Here is a 13,960-nt window from a genome sequence, read left to right on the forward strand (position 1 = left end):
GCTAGCTCAATTGTTGATAGGTATCTTTCGCGATGGCGTCCATGCGGTCGGATGGCAGGTTGCCGACCAAAGCACAGCGGATGGTTTCATCGTCCCAGGAGATGGCCTCCAGCGAACCGAGGCTGGACCGCCGCATGGCGGTGTCGCTCGAATCTGCCGCAGCCACGATATAAAGAGTGACGCGCTGCCCGCTTTTATCCTCATACATCAGCTGGGCGGCGGCGCCTTCGGAACTGGGAAGAACCCGGCCGCCGACAAGTGACAGACCGTGGCGGGTGAGGTCGGGAATGTTCAGTTTGCGGTCCAGCCGCTTCGAAAGCCATTTCGGCAGGCTGGAAGCATTCTCCGCATCGGCCCGGATTTCCACCGGATGCAGAACCTCGCTCGCAAACAGCTTATGCGCCTGCGTTGCATCCGCCACGATAGAGTGGGTCGGTTCCGCGACCTGGGACACCAGCCCGCGCCCGAACCAGCCGCCCGCCAAGCCAATGGCCAGAATGAGGATGGATGCCGCCGCCATGTTACGCCAATCGGCGCGCTGCGACCGCAGACGCCGCTCGATGCGGTAAACATCAAGACGCTCGGGCAGGGCGTCGGTATCAAGCGGACCGTAGAGAGCCGTCAGCGTCGCATTCTGCTGCTGCCACATCGCAACCTTGCGCGCGTCGGCCGGATTGGAGGCGAGGTGGGCACGAACGGCGTCACGCCGCGGGTCTTCGAGCTGCCCGTCGACATAAGAGATCAGATCGGCTTCGGTTATCTGCGGTTCGCTGCCGGTCATTTTATCACCTTGAGATTTGGCTGGTCTTCCTGGGTCATCCGGGCGAGAGCCGTTCGGGCCCGCCCCAGACGGGACATCAGCGTGCCCAGCGGAATTTCAAGAACATCTGCCGCCTCCGCATAACTGAGGCCTTCGACGACGACGAGGAGCAGGGCCTCGCGATGCTCGCCGGACAGTTTTTCAATGGCACGGGCCATTTCGGCAAGCGCAATCCGGCCCGTCTGCGCCGCCGGCACAAACAGCTGTTCCGCAACATCGTCGATCGGGATTTGCGAGGGCCGGCGATTGCGGCCGCGCAGATTGTTGCGATAAACGTTGACGAGCACCCGGTACAACCACGGACGCAACGGTCCCTGCGGTTTCCAGAGCGCCTTTTTTCGGATTGCTCTTTCCAGACAGTCCTGGACGAGATCGTCAGCCGTGTCACGATCATGCGTAGGCGCATTCGCGTAGCGGCGAAGCGCTGGTATGCAACTCGTCATCTCGTCCAGAAAATCCGGCATGGATACTATTCCTTGGCAATGTGCCAGACGCCGCCGACGCCATCGCCTGTGACATCGCCGGGCTTCCTGTCCATCTGCCAGCGATAGAGCGGCTTTCCGTCATGCGACCATTGCATCGTACCATCTTTGCGGGAGATTGGTTTATAGTCGCCATCCGCCTTGTCGGTTTTCGAGGCGGCGAGGGGCGGCCATTTCTTTGCGCAGCCATCGTAGCAGACCGATGCGCCATTGGTATCCTTGTCGAATGTATAGAGGGTCATGCCCTTGGCGTCGGTCAGGATCGTGCCTTTGGCCGTTGCCTTTTCAACCACGGCGCCACCGGCATAGGGTTCGGCAAGGGCAGCCGTGGCGGCAAGCGTTACTACGCCGGCCAGAACAAAAGGATGTGCACGCATGACGATGGTCCTTTGAAGGGTAACGGATCGGACGATATGCCCGATATTAGACAAACACCCGCCCGCGGCACTTAATCCCACCGCCGCTCGATTTTTTGATGCCCCGTCGCTTTATCTGATGCCCTTCAAATCGATGTCGAATGCAACCGTATTCGAATAGAGCGGCACTCCGACACCCATGCCATAGGGCAGGCGTGCGACATTGCCGGTGACGTGGAAGGTGACGGATCCCTTCTGCTGTTCAACGAATGTCGCGTGAAACGTTTCGGGTCTGGATATGCCTCTGGCTGTCAATATGCCTTCAACCACCGCGCTGCGCGGTCCGTCCTGCGTAACGCGGCTGGATCGAAACACGATCTGCGGATAAACGGCGATATTGAAAACCGCGCTGGATCGCAGGAAATTTTCCACCCGTTCCTGCCCGGTCTGGACACTGGAAGGGTTGAGACTGATTTCCACGTAAGATCTGGCCGGCTGGTCCGGGTCGATGTCGAAGCGGCCGGAAATATCAGGAATTGTGCCCTTGATCCCAGGGCCGGCAACCTGCGCAATTGAAAAGCGGATGTGAGAGGCAGGATCGATACGATAGCGTCCGGCCGCCGACGAGAACGGACTGGCAGAGACCGGCGAGCAAACCAATGTCAGGATAAGGAGAGTGATGGAGTGGGAAATATTTCACGGCGCAAGCTCCTTGATGAGTAGTCGCACTCAGGAGAACACCACAGGAAGAGGTTTAATCCGCACCACGCCGGCAGATCGTCAAAATCCCGTCCATAGGGGAAGACCAGCGTTCTCGGCGCTGGGAAAACACCCGTCAGGGAGCTAGATTCAATCCACAAACAATAATCGCATAAGATAGATTATGGAACTTATTTGATGGTGCAGTTCCGGATTTGTGCGGCTATTGCTGGTTACATACGTCGCCGCACGATCAAGCCATGGCAGGTTCAACGCCTCGAAAACCCGTGAATATCTTCTCCCACCGCAATCGAACCGATCATATGGTTCAGGGATTGAAAAGCACGAAGCGTTGAACCGAACCCAGCCCGTCAGATTGATTTTAGCGAAACACGTTTCTCAAGTTCATCTGCCAACTCTTTGCGTTCGCTATATCTATCTGTGAGATAGCTGGAAGCGTCACGCGTCAGCAGCGTGAATTTCACGAGTTCTTCGCAGACATCCACGACCCGGTCATAATAGGATGACGGCTTCATCCGGCCCTCCGCGTCGAATTCCTGATACGCCCTTGCCACCGACGACTGGTTGGGAATGGTGATCATCCGCATCCATCGGCCGAGAATTCGCATCTGGTTCACGGCGTTGAACGACTGGCTGCCGCCGGACACTTCCATGACGGCGAGCGTTTTACCCTGTGTCGGCCGTACAGAACCGATTGCAAGAGGAATCCAGTCGATCTGCGACTTCATGATGCCGGTCATCGCGCCATGGCGTTCCGGGCTCACCCAGACCTGTCCTTCCGACCATTCTGAAAGTTCACGCAGTTCCTGCACCCTGGCATGGGTGGCAGGCGCTTCATCGGGCAAAGGCAGGCCCTTCGGATCGAATATACGAACCTCGCAACCGAGCCGTTCGAGCAGCCGCCCAGCCTCGAATGCCAGCAGACGGCTATAGGACACCTCGCGCAGCGAGCCATAAAGGATCAGGATGCGTGGTTTATGGGTCGAAAACACCGGACGCAGAGCCTCCGGGTCAATGCTGTGCAGGTGATGCGCCTGCAACGCGGGAAACCTGTCAGACAATGCGCTTTCCTTCATTATCGAGGACCTGCTCGCCATCCTCCTTGAAGAACGGTCCTTTGAAAGTGTCCGGCAGAATATCCAGCACGGCCTCTGAAGGACGGGCGAGCCTGCTGCCGAGCGGTGTTACGACAAAGGGACGATTGATCAGGATCGGCCTTTCCATCATCGCATCGAGCAACTGGTCGTCAGTCAGGTCCGGATTGTCGAGACCGAGCTGGGCATAAGGCGTCCCCTTCTCGCGCATGGCTTCGCGCACCGTCAGGCCCGCATCCGCAATCATTCCTGCGAGCTTTTCGCGTGTCGGCGGTTCCCGCAGATATTCGATTACGGTCGGCTCGATCCCTGCCGCGCGGATCAGCGCCAGCGTATTGCGCGACGTCCCGCAGGACGGGTTGTGATAGATGGTGGCGTCCATGGTCACTGCCTTTCGGTCATTGTGGTTCGGAAAACGGCGGGCGCAGCCTCATACCAGCCCTTCGAGCGGTTCACGATCCAGACGACCGAAAGCATGACCGGAACTTCGATGAGGACGCCGACAACGGTTGCCAGCGCCGCACCTGACTGAAAGCCGAACAGGCTGATGGCGGCCGCGACCGCGAGTTCGAAGAAGTTGCTGGCGCCGATGAGTGCGGAAGGCCCGGCGACGCAATGGCGCTCACCCGTCATGCGGTTCAGGAGGTAGGCAAGCCCCGAATTCAGATAGACCTGGATGAGGATGGGAATGGCGAGCAGGCCGATGATGGCCGGCTGGGCGATGATTTGCTCGCCCTGAAAGGCGAAGAGAAGAATGAGTGTCGCGAGCAGCGCCGTCAGAGAAACCGGCTGCAGCTTTACGAGAACGCAATCCAGCATCCGTGAGGTTCCGTCAGTCATGAGCCGATGCCTGATCAGCTGCGCAAGGATGACCGGAACGACAATATAGAGCGCAACGGAGAGAACAAGCGTATCCCAGGGCACGGTAATGGCGGAAAGGCCGAGCAACAGGCCGACCACGGGAGCAAAGGCCACGACCATGATCGCATCGTTAAGCGCGACCTGCGACAGCGTAAACAGCGGCTCACCGCGTGTAAGGTTGCTCCAGACGAAGACCATGGCGGTGCATGGAGCAGCGGCAAGGATGATCAACCCGGCAACATAGGAATCGATCTCACCAGCCGGAAGATAAGGGCGGAACAGCCAGCCGATGAAAAACCAGCCGAGCAGCGCCATCGAGAAAGGCTTGACGGCCCAGTTGATGAACAACGTCACGCCAATGCCGCGCCAGAACATGCCGACCTGCGAAAGAGACCGGAAATCGATCTTGAGCAGCATCGGAATGATCATCAGCCAGATCAGGATCGCGACCGGAATATTCACTTTGGCGATCTCGGCCGCAGCGATGAGCTGAAAGACGCCGGGCATCAAGTGGCCGAGCGCGACACCGGCGACGATGCACAGAAACACCCAGACGGTCAGATATCGTTCGAACAAGGACATCAGGCCGACTTTCCTTCAGGATTGGTGGTTCCATCCAACGCACCGATCTGTCGAAGTTGCGTTTCCAGCGCCATTCGGTCGATGGATTGCAGCGGCAGGCTGACGAAAGCCACGATCCTGTTCTTGAGGAAACGCGCGGCCTGCGCGAAGGCGCGCTGAACCTCGATCTCCGAGCCGACCGCAGCGGCGGGATCCTCTATCCCCCAATGGGCCGTCATCGGATGGCCGATCCAGACCGGACAGGCTTCGCCGGCGGCGCTGTCGCAAACCGTGAAGATGAAATCCATCCGTGGCGCATCAGGCCCGGCAAACACGTCCCAGCTTTTCGAGGTGAGCCCGCTGGTGGGATACCCCAGCACCGCCAGTTCCTTCAGCGCGTGAGGATTTACCTCTCCCTTCGGCCGGCTGCCGGCCGAATAGGCATTGAACCTCCCCTCACCTTCCTTGGCGAGAATGGATTCGGCAAGAATGGAGCGAGCGGAATTGCCCGTGCACAAAAAGAGCACGTTATAGATCTTGTCGGTCATGGTTTCGGTCCGTGGTTAGATCGGTGGTCTGGCAAGCCCCGCGATCGAAGCAGAAGAGATGGCGGACACCAGCCCGGTGGCGTTCATGAAGGCTTCGCCTGCGGGCTGCAGCAGGGTGTCAGCTCGGCAATCAACGGCGCGCAAAGCTCGGTCGAACCACCGCAGCAATCCTTCAGCAGAAACAGGGTCAGCAGACGCAACCCGTCGAGATCGGCGCGATAGATGATAGACCGGCTCTGCCGCTCACTCTTGACCAGACCGGCCCGGGAAAGCGTGGCGAGATGCGCCGACATCGTGTTCTGGGGAACGTCGAGAAGACGCGCAAGCTCACCGGCCGGAATGCCATCCGGCTCGTGGCGCACGAGTAGCCGGAAGGTCTCCAGTCGGGTAGATTGGGCGAGCGCGCCAAGCGCGGTTATTGCACTACTGTTATCCATATATCCAGAATAATGGATATATTGAATGTGTCAAGTGACGGATATCGTCATGGTCGACAGGCCGGGCGAAGAAATTCCCCTCGCCCTGCCCTGAAAGCGCTTGAACCAGCTTCGCGTCATAAAGCCGCGACACGACCGTCCTTGAGACCGCAGTCCGGTTTTCCGGGACTATTCGGTACGGGCCTATGCCCCAGCCGTTGCCGGCGTCGGACATCGTCCGGTTTGATCCGCTGCATTGGAATATTGCCGTGCCGACAGGAAGCGGCCGATGATCAGATGCATCATCTCGGCCTCTTTCAGGGGCTGGAAATCGGGATCGACCGCCAGACGCGAGAAAACACCATCTATCAATGCGGCGATCCAGGTGGCGGCGCGCTCGGCGTCGAGATTGGCGTCGATCTGTCCCCGCTCCATTCCCTTGCGCACGAGATCGGCGAGGCCCGCGCGAATTTCCTGGTCGGCGGTGCGTACAATCGCATGAATGGCTGGATTGCGAATGGCTTCGGAAGCGATTTCCAGCACCAGCCGGGCATAGGTCGGATCGGTCGCAAGCTCCAGCGAGGCGTCGACGAAACCCAAAATCGCACCGAACTGATCGTCCGCCGCGCCGAGTTCGGCGAAATAGTCAGCGGTTTCCCGTCGCTCTTCGGCAACGATCGTTTCGATGATCGCTTCCTTACTGTCGAAATAATGGAAGAGATTGCCGGAGCTCATGCCGACCGCCGCGCAAATCTGCGCCGTGGTGGTCTGGTGAAAGCCGTTTTGCGCGAAGCAGGTAATGGCGGCCTCGAGAATCTGCTGCCGCTTGGCTTCATGCTTGGCTGGATCCAGCTTGCGGGCCATGATTGCTCCCATAAATTAATTGAGCACTTAGTCCATTAATTATATCATGATCGCCAGTCAATCCGCCTTACCCGTAAAAGGCGAATTGGGAGCGGAGAAGCACCCGTCCAGACCGGATTTTCGGCTGCCAGGCGTATACTCCGGCACACGAGCGGGTTTGATTGCGTCTCGAAGGAACAGGGGCCGCCCACTCATGGCGGCGATTTCGCCAGCGCGCGTGCGGCCGGGCTGAGGAAAACCCAGAACACCAGCAGGCAGAGCGTGGCGCTGAGCCCCCACAAGAACCAGACGGCGCCAGCGGCTTCGAGGCCGAAACCGGCGATCAGAACGGCAAGCGGCGTCGCCATCATCGCAATCGCCGCCGTGGTTCCAAGCACGCTGCCGCGGATCGCGGCCGGCGCGCGCTTCAGAAACATCGCATTGGCGAGCGGGCCGAGCGCGCCGGTGGAAAGACCGATCAGGGCGGCCGCGATGAGCAGCAAGGGACCGCTCTGAAGGAAAGCGATGAGGCCGATGGAAAACGTCGCGCCAGATATGCCGGCGAGCAGCACGGTCCGTCCGTTCCAGGAATGACCGCGAATGGCGAAAACCACCGCCGACAAAGCCGCCCCTGCCCCGGAGACCGAGAGAAACAGCCCGAGATCGAGGACATCCGCTCCGCTGGCCTTGAACAGCACCGGCAGGACAACGGCGTTGAGCGCCCCGAAAACAGCCAGCATCACCATGGCGACGATAAGCAGAAGACGCAGAAGCGGCTCCGTCAGCAGAAAGCGCAGACCCGCAAATGTCGCATCGCCGCTATCCTCACCGGCGGACTTGCGCCTATGACGCGGCAAACAGATCGCGCCGATCGTGGCAGCGAGCAGCGAACAGGCCGCCGTGATCATCAAGGCATATTCCATCCCGAAAGCGGCAATGGCGATGCCCGCGATCGGCGGGCCGAAAATCATCGCCGCATTTTCGAGCAATTCATCTATCGAGGTGACCCGCTCGATCGGCATCCGGGCGATGCGGGCAAGTTCCGGCCCCCTTGCATCATGGGCGATCATGCCCGGACCATCGAGCAGCGCCCCGACCACGATCAGGCCGAGCAGAAGGCCGATATCCATCTGCCCCGCCATCATGAGAAAGGGTATGGCCGCGACACTCAGGGCGCTGGCAAGATCGGCGGTTACCGCAACGATGCGCGAACCGAAACGGTCGACGATGGGGCCACCGCAGAAAGCGCCGATAACCAGCGGTATCATGCCCGCCGCCGCCGCAATCCCCGTCCAGGCGGCATTTCCGGTCAGGGACAGCACGATCCACGGCAACGCAACGGCCGCCACCGCATTGCCGAAAAGCGACAGGCCTCCGGCAAGGATGACGCCATAAAGCGGCGCACGACGATGCGGAAGACTAAGCCCGCGAAACCCGGCCCCCGAAACCGTTTCGAGTTCACCACAGGACATCGCAAGAGGCATCGTCTCAACCGTGCTGCTGTCTGAAGGCATCGCACTCTCCAAGTTTGATCGACTGCCGGCGCTGCCGGTAAGGATGAAGACGGTAAAATATCTCGCCACTCGGGCTTCAGGACCGGACGGGTGCGAACATGTCCGCCTCGCCTTCCCCGACTGGATCTTTTTCGGCTCAACATTTTATTAATTAAGTAGTCAGTCTATTTATTGGGGCGAATGTTTTTTTGTCAAGCGGGCACTGAGAAAAATGACATGACGGCGAAAAATGCCGTGCGGGATCACATGTTCAGTGCCGCCGGATGTTGGGTAAAAAGCTGACTTTGGTGGAGTTGTTGTGCATCACATACGCGACAAATTGGCTCCGCGGGCCGGAGTCGTTCCTCCGCCCTCGTTCCTGTGCCGGTCACAGGAATCCGGCCGACGCGCGTCTGCGCGGTGAAAAGACCGTTCCCGATCAAGGATTAAAAGCAATGAAAATAGATTATAAAAAATATAATTATATCAATAGATAAAACTGATAATCTCATGCAATTTCAAAACTCGCCTGACGCCTCCCGGCGTCTCAAATCCAGTTCTTCGCTATAGCGCCTCAGCGTATGGCTTTCGGTAAGCAATCCGACAGGCCGATTTTCGATCTTGTCGTTGACGACAACCAGCGCTTCGCTCTCCGCCGCATCGAAGGCTGCCGCCGCCTGGCGGGCATTCATGGTCGGCAGCAACACATCGTTCTTGTATTGCAGATAGGTTTCGAGGCTGATCTTGCTGGGGTCGCGATCCATCGGGTCGGCGTAAATTTCCGGCACGAGGACGATGCCGGCATAACGCCCGTCATCATGGGTCATGATTACCCGTTGCGTCGAACCGAGCGGGAACTTCTCCTTGAAGGCCGGAAGGCCCATGCTGACATTGGCCTTGCGGATATCGGCGCGCATCATCCTGCCGACCGTCAGGTCGCGAATCCAGCCGATATCATGGGCGCTGCGAATGCTCTCGCCCCGCAGGTGAAAACGCCAGGTGGCGAAGGAGTAACCGAAGGTGGTGCGCACCACGAGCGAGGTGGTGATGACGGCGGCAAGCACCAGCGCCGTGATCTGGAAGTCGCCAGTCAGTTCCAGCGCCAGAAACGTCGTCGTCAGCGGACCGCCGATAATGGCGGCGGCAAAGGCGCTCATGCCGATCACGGCATAGACGATGGGCGCTGTCGACCCATAACCGATATAGGGTGCGCAGAGCGCGAAAATCTTGCCCAGCAGCGAGCCCATGAACAGCGACGCGAAAAACAGGCCGCCGCGGAAATTCGAGCCGATGGAAATGGCGCTCGCCGCCGCTTTCAGCAGGAACAGCCCGGCCACTCCGTATATCGTCAGTTCGGCATCGATATTGAGATGCAGCGCACCATGGCCGCTCGAAAGCACCTGCGGTGAAATCAGCGCAAGCCCGCCCACCGCCACGCCGCCGATGGCAGGACGCAGCCAGCCAGGAATGGCGCTTTTGCGTGCGGTTTCTTCAATGAAGGACACCGCCTGCATCAGCACGATGCCGATGGCCGCACACACGACGCCGAGAAAGATGGCGGGCACATAATCCGCCGGTGTTACACGGCTGGCATCGACAATATCGATCGAGATACCATGGCCGCCGATAATCCCTATGACCGTCGTCGCCACCAGTGCCGAGACGATGAGCGGCGCAAGCGTCACCACGGTATAGGTGCCGATGATGAGTTCGATGGCGTAGAACGCCCCGGTCAGAGGCGCGTTGAAGGCGGCCGCAATCGCGCCCGCCGCGCCGCAGCCGACAAGGATACGCATGTCCCCTCGCCGCAGCTTCAGCTTGATGCCGATCTTCGAGGCGACGCCGCTGGCGATCTGGGTGTAACCGGCCTCAAGCCCGACGGATGCGCCAAAACCGTTGGAGACGATATTCTGCACGCAGACGATGATGCTGTCCGTCAGCGACAGCCGGCCGCCATGCAGCGCATTCGCCTCGATGGGGTCGACCATGGGTTTCTTGCGGGTCTTCGAAAGGATGAAGATGATCAGCCCGAGCACGATGCCGCCGATGATCGGGCCGGCAAGCACGATCCGTCCGGAAAGATCGCTGCTGCTTAGCCGCTCGACGCCGAAAACCAGCATATGCAACGCCGTGCTCAAGGCGCCGATCAGCGCCACCAGAAGGCCCGCCGCTATGCCGATGAGGACGGCAAGGAGCACCAGTCCCAGCTCGCCGCGCCGGAACATCGCCCGCAGGCGACTGGCGCGCAGATTGTCGAAGAAGCTCGCCATACTGGGTGCACGGAAAGGCTTGGTCGACATGCTGTTCCTTTTCAGGCGGCGTCAGGCTGCTTCGAACTCAATCTCGAAACGCATCTGGTCATAAGCCGGTTCGACATGATCAGGCGTTTCCCGCATCACCGTCTCATAATCGAGCGGAATATGCATGTGGGTCAAGATCGCCCTTTTGGGTGCGAATCTCTTGATCCAGCCAAGCGCCTGTTCCAGCGAAAGATGGCTGGGGTGATAACGGTGCTGCAGCGCGTCGATGACGAGGACATCGAGACCGGCAAGCTTCGGCAGGCTTTCTGCCGGAAAATCGCTGACATCGGTGCAATAGGCAACGTCACCGATGCGGAAGCCCAGCGAATGCACATCGCCATGCTGCTGCATGTGCACGTTGAATGGGATCGGCCCGCCTGCCCCATCGATGATCAGCGCCGCGTCGATATCGGCGATGATCCGCGGTTCGACGATGGGCGGATAGCTGCTGCCCGGCGGGGTCTCCAGGCAATAGGCGAAACCGTCCTTTATCCGCGCCATGGTAATGGGATCGGCATAGATCGGAATGCGGTTTTGCTGAAGGGCGAAATAGATGCGCAGATCGTCGATACCGTGCAGATGGTCGGCATGGGCATGGGTGTAAAGCACAGCATCCACCGCCTCCACCTTCGCCGCGATCATCTGTTCGCGAAAATCCGGGCCGGTGTCGATGACGACGGTCGTCCTGCCGCCATCCGGGCCGATCTGCTCCACCATGAAGGCCGTTCGCGTGCGCCGGTTCTTCGGGTTTTCGGGATCGCAGGCGCCCCAATCGCCGTTGATGCGCGGCACGCCGGGCGACGACGCGCAACCGAGAACCGTGAAGCGACGACGGTAGATTGCCACACCTACACCCTTGTCATCTTGGAAAAGCAGCGGAAGGCGTTTTCGGTGGTGATTTCGGCCATGCGCTCATAAGAAACGCCGTGCACCTCGGCCAGAACCTCAGCGGTATTGACCACATAGGACGGCTCGTTGCGCTTTCCCCGCCAGCGCTTCGGCGCAAGATAGGGCGCATCCGTCTCCACCAGCAGCCGATCCAGCGGCACGGTGGCGGCAATATCGCGGATGTCCTGCGATTTAGGGAAGGTCAGAATGCCGGAAAAGGAAACGTAACCGCCAAGCTCGACACCGGTTTTCGCCAGATCCGGACCGGCGGAAAAGCAGTGCAAAATGAAGGGGAATGGTCCCTTATCGCTTTCCTCGCGCAAAATCGCGGCCATATCGTCATCGGCGCTGCGGCTGTGGATGACAAGCGGCAGCTTCGTTCGTCTTGCAGCCTCTATGTGGCGAATGAGGCCGGTCTTCTGGTCTTCCGGCTTCTGCGTATCGTAGAAATAATCCAGACCCGCCTCGCCGATCGCCACGATCTTGTCATGGCTCTCCGCCAGCCGCACAAGCTCGTCGGCGGAAATATCCAGTTCCTCATCGGCATTGTTCGGATGCGTGCCGACCGAACAGAAGACCGACGGATATCTTTCCGTGATCTTCAAAAGTTCGGGCAGACGACGCACCCGGGTCGAAATCGTCACCATCTGGCTCACACCCGAAGCATGGGCGCGGGCGATGATATCGTCGCGCTCAGCCTCGAAATCGGGAAAATCCAGATGGCAATGGGTATCGATCAGCATGGGTCTCGCCTTCACGCTTCCGGTGCGACGTAACGCGGGAAGACCGGCTTCGGTGCTTCCAGCGGCGTGCCCGGAACCAGACGGCCCGCTTCGCCGAGTGCTGCAAAATCACGTTTGTCGGCAGGTGCCGCAACGAGATCCAGCAGCTTGTCGCAGGATTCCGGCATGAAGGGTTGCAGGAGAATGCCGATCTGGCGCACCACTTCCGCCGTAACGTAAAGCACGGTGCCCATGCGCTCGGGATCGGTCTTCTTCAGCGCCCACGGCTCCTGCGAGGCGAAATAGCGGTCGGTTTCCGAGACGACGGCGATGATGGCCGCAAGCGCGCGGTGGATGAGCTGCTTGCCCATCTCCTCACGGCAGAGCGCCAGCAGCCCGTCGGCGGAGCCAAGCATCGCCTTGTCTTCTTCGGTGAACTCACCGGGCGTCGGAATCTGGCCATCGCAATTTTTGACGATCATCGACAGCGAACGGCTGGCGAGATTGCCGATACCGTTGGCAAGATCGGCATTGATGCGGGTGGCGATGCCCTCTTCGCTATAGCTGCCGTCCTGGCCGAAGGAGACTTCGCGCAGGAAGAAATAACGGACCTGATCGAGACCGAAATGGTTCACCAGATTGGCCGGATCGACGACATTGCCGAGCGACTTCGACATCTTCTCGCCCTTGTTGAGCAGGAAGCCATGCGCATAGACCCGCTTGGGCAGCGGCAGCTTCGCGCTCATCAGGAAGGCGGGCCAGTAAACCGCGTGGAAGCGGATGATGTCCTTGCCGATGATGTGCACGTCGGCGGGCCAATATTTGGCGCGCGGGCCGTTCCTGTCTTCGATGTAACCCGTGGCGGTGAGATAGTTGGTCAGCGCATCGACCCAGACATACATGACGTGTTTCGGATCGTTCGGAACCTTGATGCCCCAGTCGAAGGTGGTGCGAGAAATCGACAGGTCCTTGAGGCCGGATTTGACGAAGGAGATGATTTCGTTGCGGCGTTCTGCCGGGCCGATAAACTCCGGGTTCTCCTCATAGAGCTTCAGCAGCTTGTCCTGATATTCGGAGAGCTTGAAGAAGTAGCTTTCCTCCTCCACCCACTCGACCGGCGTGCCCTGCGGCCCGTAGCGAACGCCGTCAGCGCGCACTTCCGTTTCGTCCTCGGCGTAATAGGCTTCGTCGCGCACGGAATACCAGCCGGCATAGCTGTCCTTGTAGATGTCGCCGCTGTCGGCCATCAGGTTCCAGATATTCCGCGAAGTCTCGTGGTGACGTTCTTCCGTGGTGCGGATGAAATCGTCGTTCGAGGCGTTGAGCAGCTTGCCCATCGCGCGGAACTGGTCGGAATTGCGCTCAGCCAGTTCTTCCGGCGAAATGCCTTCCGCCCGCGCCGTCTGCTGCATCTTCTGGCCGTGTTCGTCGGTGCCTGTCAGGAAGAACACATCCATTCCATCCAGGCGCTGAAAGCGTGCCATGGCGTCCGTCGCAATCAACTCATAGGCATGACCGATATGCGGCTTGCCGTTAGGATAGGAGATCGCGGTGGTGATGTAGAATGGTGTCTTGTCTGTCATGACGGTCTATCGACTTTACAGGCTGTTTTTTGGATAGACCGCTCTTAAACCATTGTTCGCAGCAGCGAAAGAAAAAGCGTACGTTTTGTACGACCGCTTGCAGACAAAGTGGATTTGGCGAGCGCTTGGCATCCGCACTACCGTCACCCCGGACCTGATCCGGGGTCCAGCGCGATCAAGTCCTTGATCGCAAAAGACTCTCTTCACGGCGCGGACGCGCCGTGGCTGGATGCCGGATCCAGTCCGGCATGACAGAGGAGAATTTATGCACCG

General features: G+C 59.4%; 15 protein-coding genes. All 15 read right to left on the reverse strand.

Annotation, left to right across the window (positions count from 1 at the left end; all coding sequences use genetic code 11):
• Position 1 precedes the first annotated feature (1 nt).
• The 15 genes from L901_RS02270 to metG all read right to left on the reverse strand — a co-directional run bounded on the left by L901_RS02270 (position 2) and on the right by metG (position 13,687).
• The gene (locus L901_RS02270) at positions 2–781 is read right to left on the reverse strand and encodes an anti-sigma factor (protein ID WP_059752972.1); all 780 of its coding nucleotides are present in this window, start codon (positions 779–781) and stop codon (positions 2–4) included.
• A complete protein-coding gene (locus tag L901_RS02275) occupies positions 778–1,284 on the reverse strand; it encodes a sigma-70 family RNA polymerase sigma factor (RefSeq protein WP_059752975.1) in 507 nt (168 codons plus the stop codon). The genes L901_RS02270 and L901_RS02275 overlap by 4 nt, the downstream gene beginning before the upstream one ends.
• 5 nt (positions 1,285–1,289) lie before the next feature.
• Entirely contained in the window at positions 1,290–1,679 is a 390-nt protein-coding gene (locus L901_RS02280; RefSeq protein WP_059752978.1) for a hypothetical protein, read from the reverse strand.
• Between the two features lie 111 nt (positions 1,680–1,790).
• A complete protein-coding gene (locus tag L901_RS02285) occupies positions 1,791–2,351 on the reverse strand; it encodes a YceI family protein (protein WP_059752982.1) in 561 nt (186 codons plus the stop codon).
• 377 nt (positions 2,352–2,728) lie between these two features.
• Positions 2,729–3,457 carry an arsenical resistance protein ArsH gene (arsH, locus tag L901_RS02290; protein WP_245289578.1) on the reverse strand — a complete coding sequence of 243 codons (729 nt, stop codon included), beginning with the start codon at positions 3,455–3,457 and terminating at the stop codon, positions 2,729–2,731.
• On the reverse strand, positions 3,432–3,854 hold the full coding sequence (arsC, locus tag L901_RS02295; protein ID WP_059752985.1) for an arsenate reductase (glutaredoxin): 423 nt from the start codon (positions 3,852–3,854) through the stop codon (positions 3,432–3,434). Before arsC ends, arsH begins: the two co-directional genes overlap by 26 nt.
• A gap of 2 nt (positions 3,855–3,856) precedes the next feature.
• Complete coding sequence (arsB, locus tag L901_RS02300) at positions 3,857–4,915, reverse strand: ACR3 family arsenite efflux transporter (RefSeq protein WP_059752988.1); 1,059 nt, start codon at positions 4,913–4,915, stop codon at positions 3,857–3,859.
• Entirely contained in the window at positions 4,915–5,442 is a 528-nt protein-coding gene (locus tag L901_RS02305) for an arsenate reductase ArsC (RefSeq protein WP_059752991.1), read from the reverse strand. Before L901_RS02305 ends, arsB begins: the two co-directional genes overlap by 1 nt.
• A gap of 83 nt (positions 5,443–5,525) precedes the next feature.
• Complete coding sequence (locus L901_RS02310; protein ID WP_059752994.1) at positions 5,526–5,879, reverse strand: helix-turn-helix transcriptional regulator; 354 nt, start codon at positions 5,877–5,879, stop codon at positions 5,526–5,528.
• A 183-nt stretch (positions 5,880–6,062) separates the two neighbouring features.
• Positions 6,063–6,722: a TetR/AcrR family transcriptional regulator gene (locus L901_RS02315; protein ID WP_082710412.1), complete on the reverse strand. Its 660-nt coding sequence runs from the start codon at positions 6,720–6,722 to the stop codon at positions 6,063–6,065.
• 191 nt (positions 6,723–6,913) lie between these two features.
• Positions 6,914–8,215, reverse strand: coding sequence for an MFS transporter (locus L901_RS02320; RefSeq protein ID WP_059752998.1), 1,302 nt, complete (start codon positions 8,213–8,215; stop codon positions 6,914–6,916).
• A 497-nt stretch (positions 8,216–8,712) separates the two neighbouring features.
• Positions 8,713–10,494: a chloride channel protein gene (locus L901_RS02325; protein WP_082710413.1), complete on the reverse strand. Its 1,782-nt coding sequence runs from the start codon at positions 10,492–10,494 to the stop codon at positions 8,713–8,715.
• A 21-nt stretch (positions 10,495–10,515) separates the two neighbouring features.
• A complete protein-coding gene (locus tag L901_RS02330; RefSeq protein WP_059753001.1) occupies positions 10,516–11,340 on the reverse strand; it encodes an MBL fold metallo-hydrolase in 825 nt (274 codons plus the stop codon).
• Between the two features lie 2 nt (positions 11,341–11,342).
• Complete coding sequence (locus tag L901_RS02335) at positions 11,343–12,125, reverse strand: TatD family hydrolase (protein ID WP_059753003.1); 783 nt, start codon at positions 12,123–12,125, stop codon at positions 11,343–11,345.
• A gap of 11 nt (positions 12,126–12,136) precedes the next feature.
• A complete protein-coding gene (gene metG / locus L901_RS02340; protein ID WP_059753006.1) occupies positions 12,137–13,687 on the reverse strand; it encodes a methionine--tRNA ligase in 1,551 nt (516 codons plus the stop codon).
• Positions 13,688–13,960 lie beyond the last annotated feature (273 nt).

The sequence above is a fragment of the Agrobacterium sp. D14 genome (assembly GCF_001526505.1).
In the GTDB taxonomy this organism is placed as follows: Bacteria; Pseudomonadota; Alphaproteobacteria; order Rhizobiales; family Rhizobiaceae; genus Agrobacterium; species Agrobacterium leguminum.

Excerpts from the sequence above, each read along its gene's own strand:
- L901_RS02270 (WP_059752972.1), bottom strand. The coding sequence starts at position 781 with ATGACCGGCAGCGAACCGCAGATAACCGAAGCCGATCTGATCTCTTAT.
- L901_RS02275 (WP_059752975.1), bottom strand. The coding sequence starts at position 1,284 with ATGCCGGATTTTCTGGACGAGATGACGAGTTGCATACCAGCGCTTCGC.
- L901_RS02280 (WP_059752978.1), bottom strand. The coding sequence starts at position 1,679 with ATGCGTGCACATCCTTTTGTTCTGGCCGGCGTAGTAACGCTTGCCGCC.
- arsC (WP_059752985.1), bottom strand. The coding sequence starts at position 3,854 with ATGGACGCCACCATCTATCACAACCCGTCCTGCGGGACGTCGCGCAAT.
- arsB (WP_059752988.1), bottom strand. The coding sequence starts at position 4,915 with ATGTCCTTGTTCGAACGATATCTGACCGTCTGGGTGTTTCTGTGCATC.
- L901_RS02305 (WP_059752991.1), bottom strand. The coding sequence starts at position 5,442 with ATGACCGACAAGATCTATAACGTGCTCTTTTTGTGCACGGGCAATTCC.
- L901_RS02310 (WP_059752994.1), bottom strand. The coding sequence starts at position 5,879 with ATGGATAACAGTAGTGCAATAACCGCGCTTGGCGCGCTCGCCCAATCT.
- L901_RS02315 (WP_082710412.1), bottom strand. The coding sequence starts at position 6,722 with ATGGCCCGCAAGCTGGATCCAGCCAAGCATGAAGCCAAGCGGCAGCAG.
- L901_RS02320 (WP_059752998.1), bottom strand. The coding sequence starts at position 8,215 with ATGCCTTCAGACAGCAGCACGGTTGAGACGATGCCTCTTGCGATGTCC.
- L901_RS02325 (WP_082710413.1), bottom strand. The coding sequence starts at position 10,494 with ATGTCGACCAAGCCTTTCCGTGCACCCAGTATGGCGAGCTTCTTCGAC.
- L901_RS02335 (WP_059753003.1), bottom strand. The coding sequence starts at position 12,125 with ATGCTGATCGATACCCATTGCCATCTGGATTTTCCCGATTTCGAGGCT.
- metG (WP_059753006.1), bottom strand. The coding sequence starts at position 13,687 with ATGACAGACAAGACACCATTCTACATCACCACCGCGATCTCCTATCCT.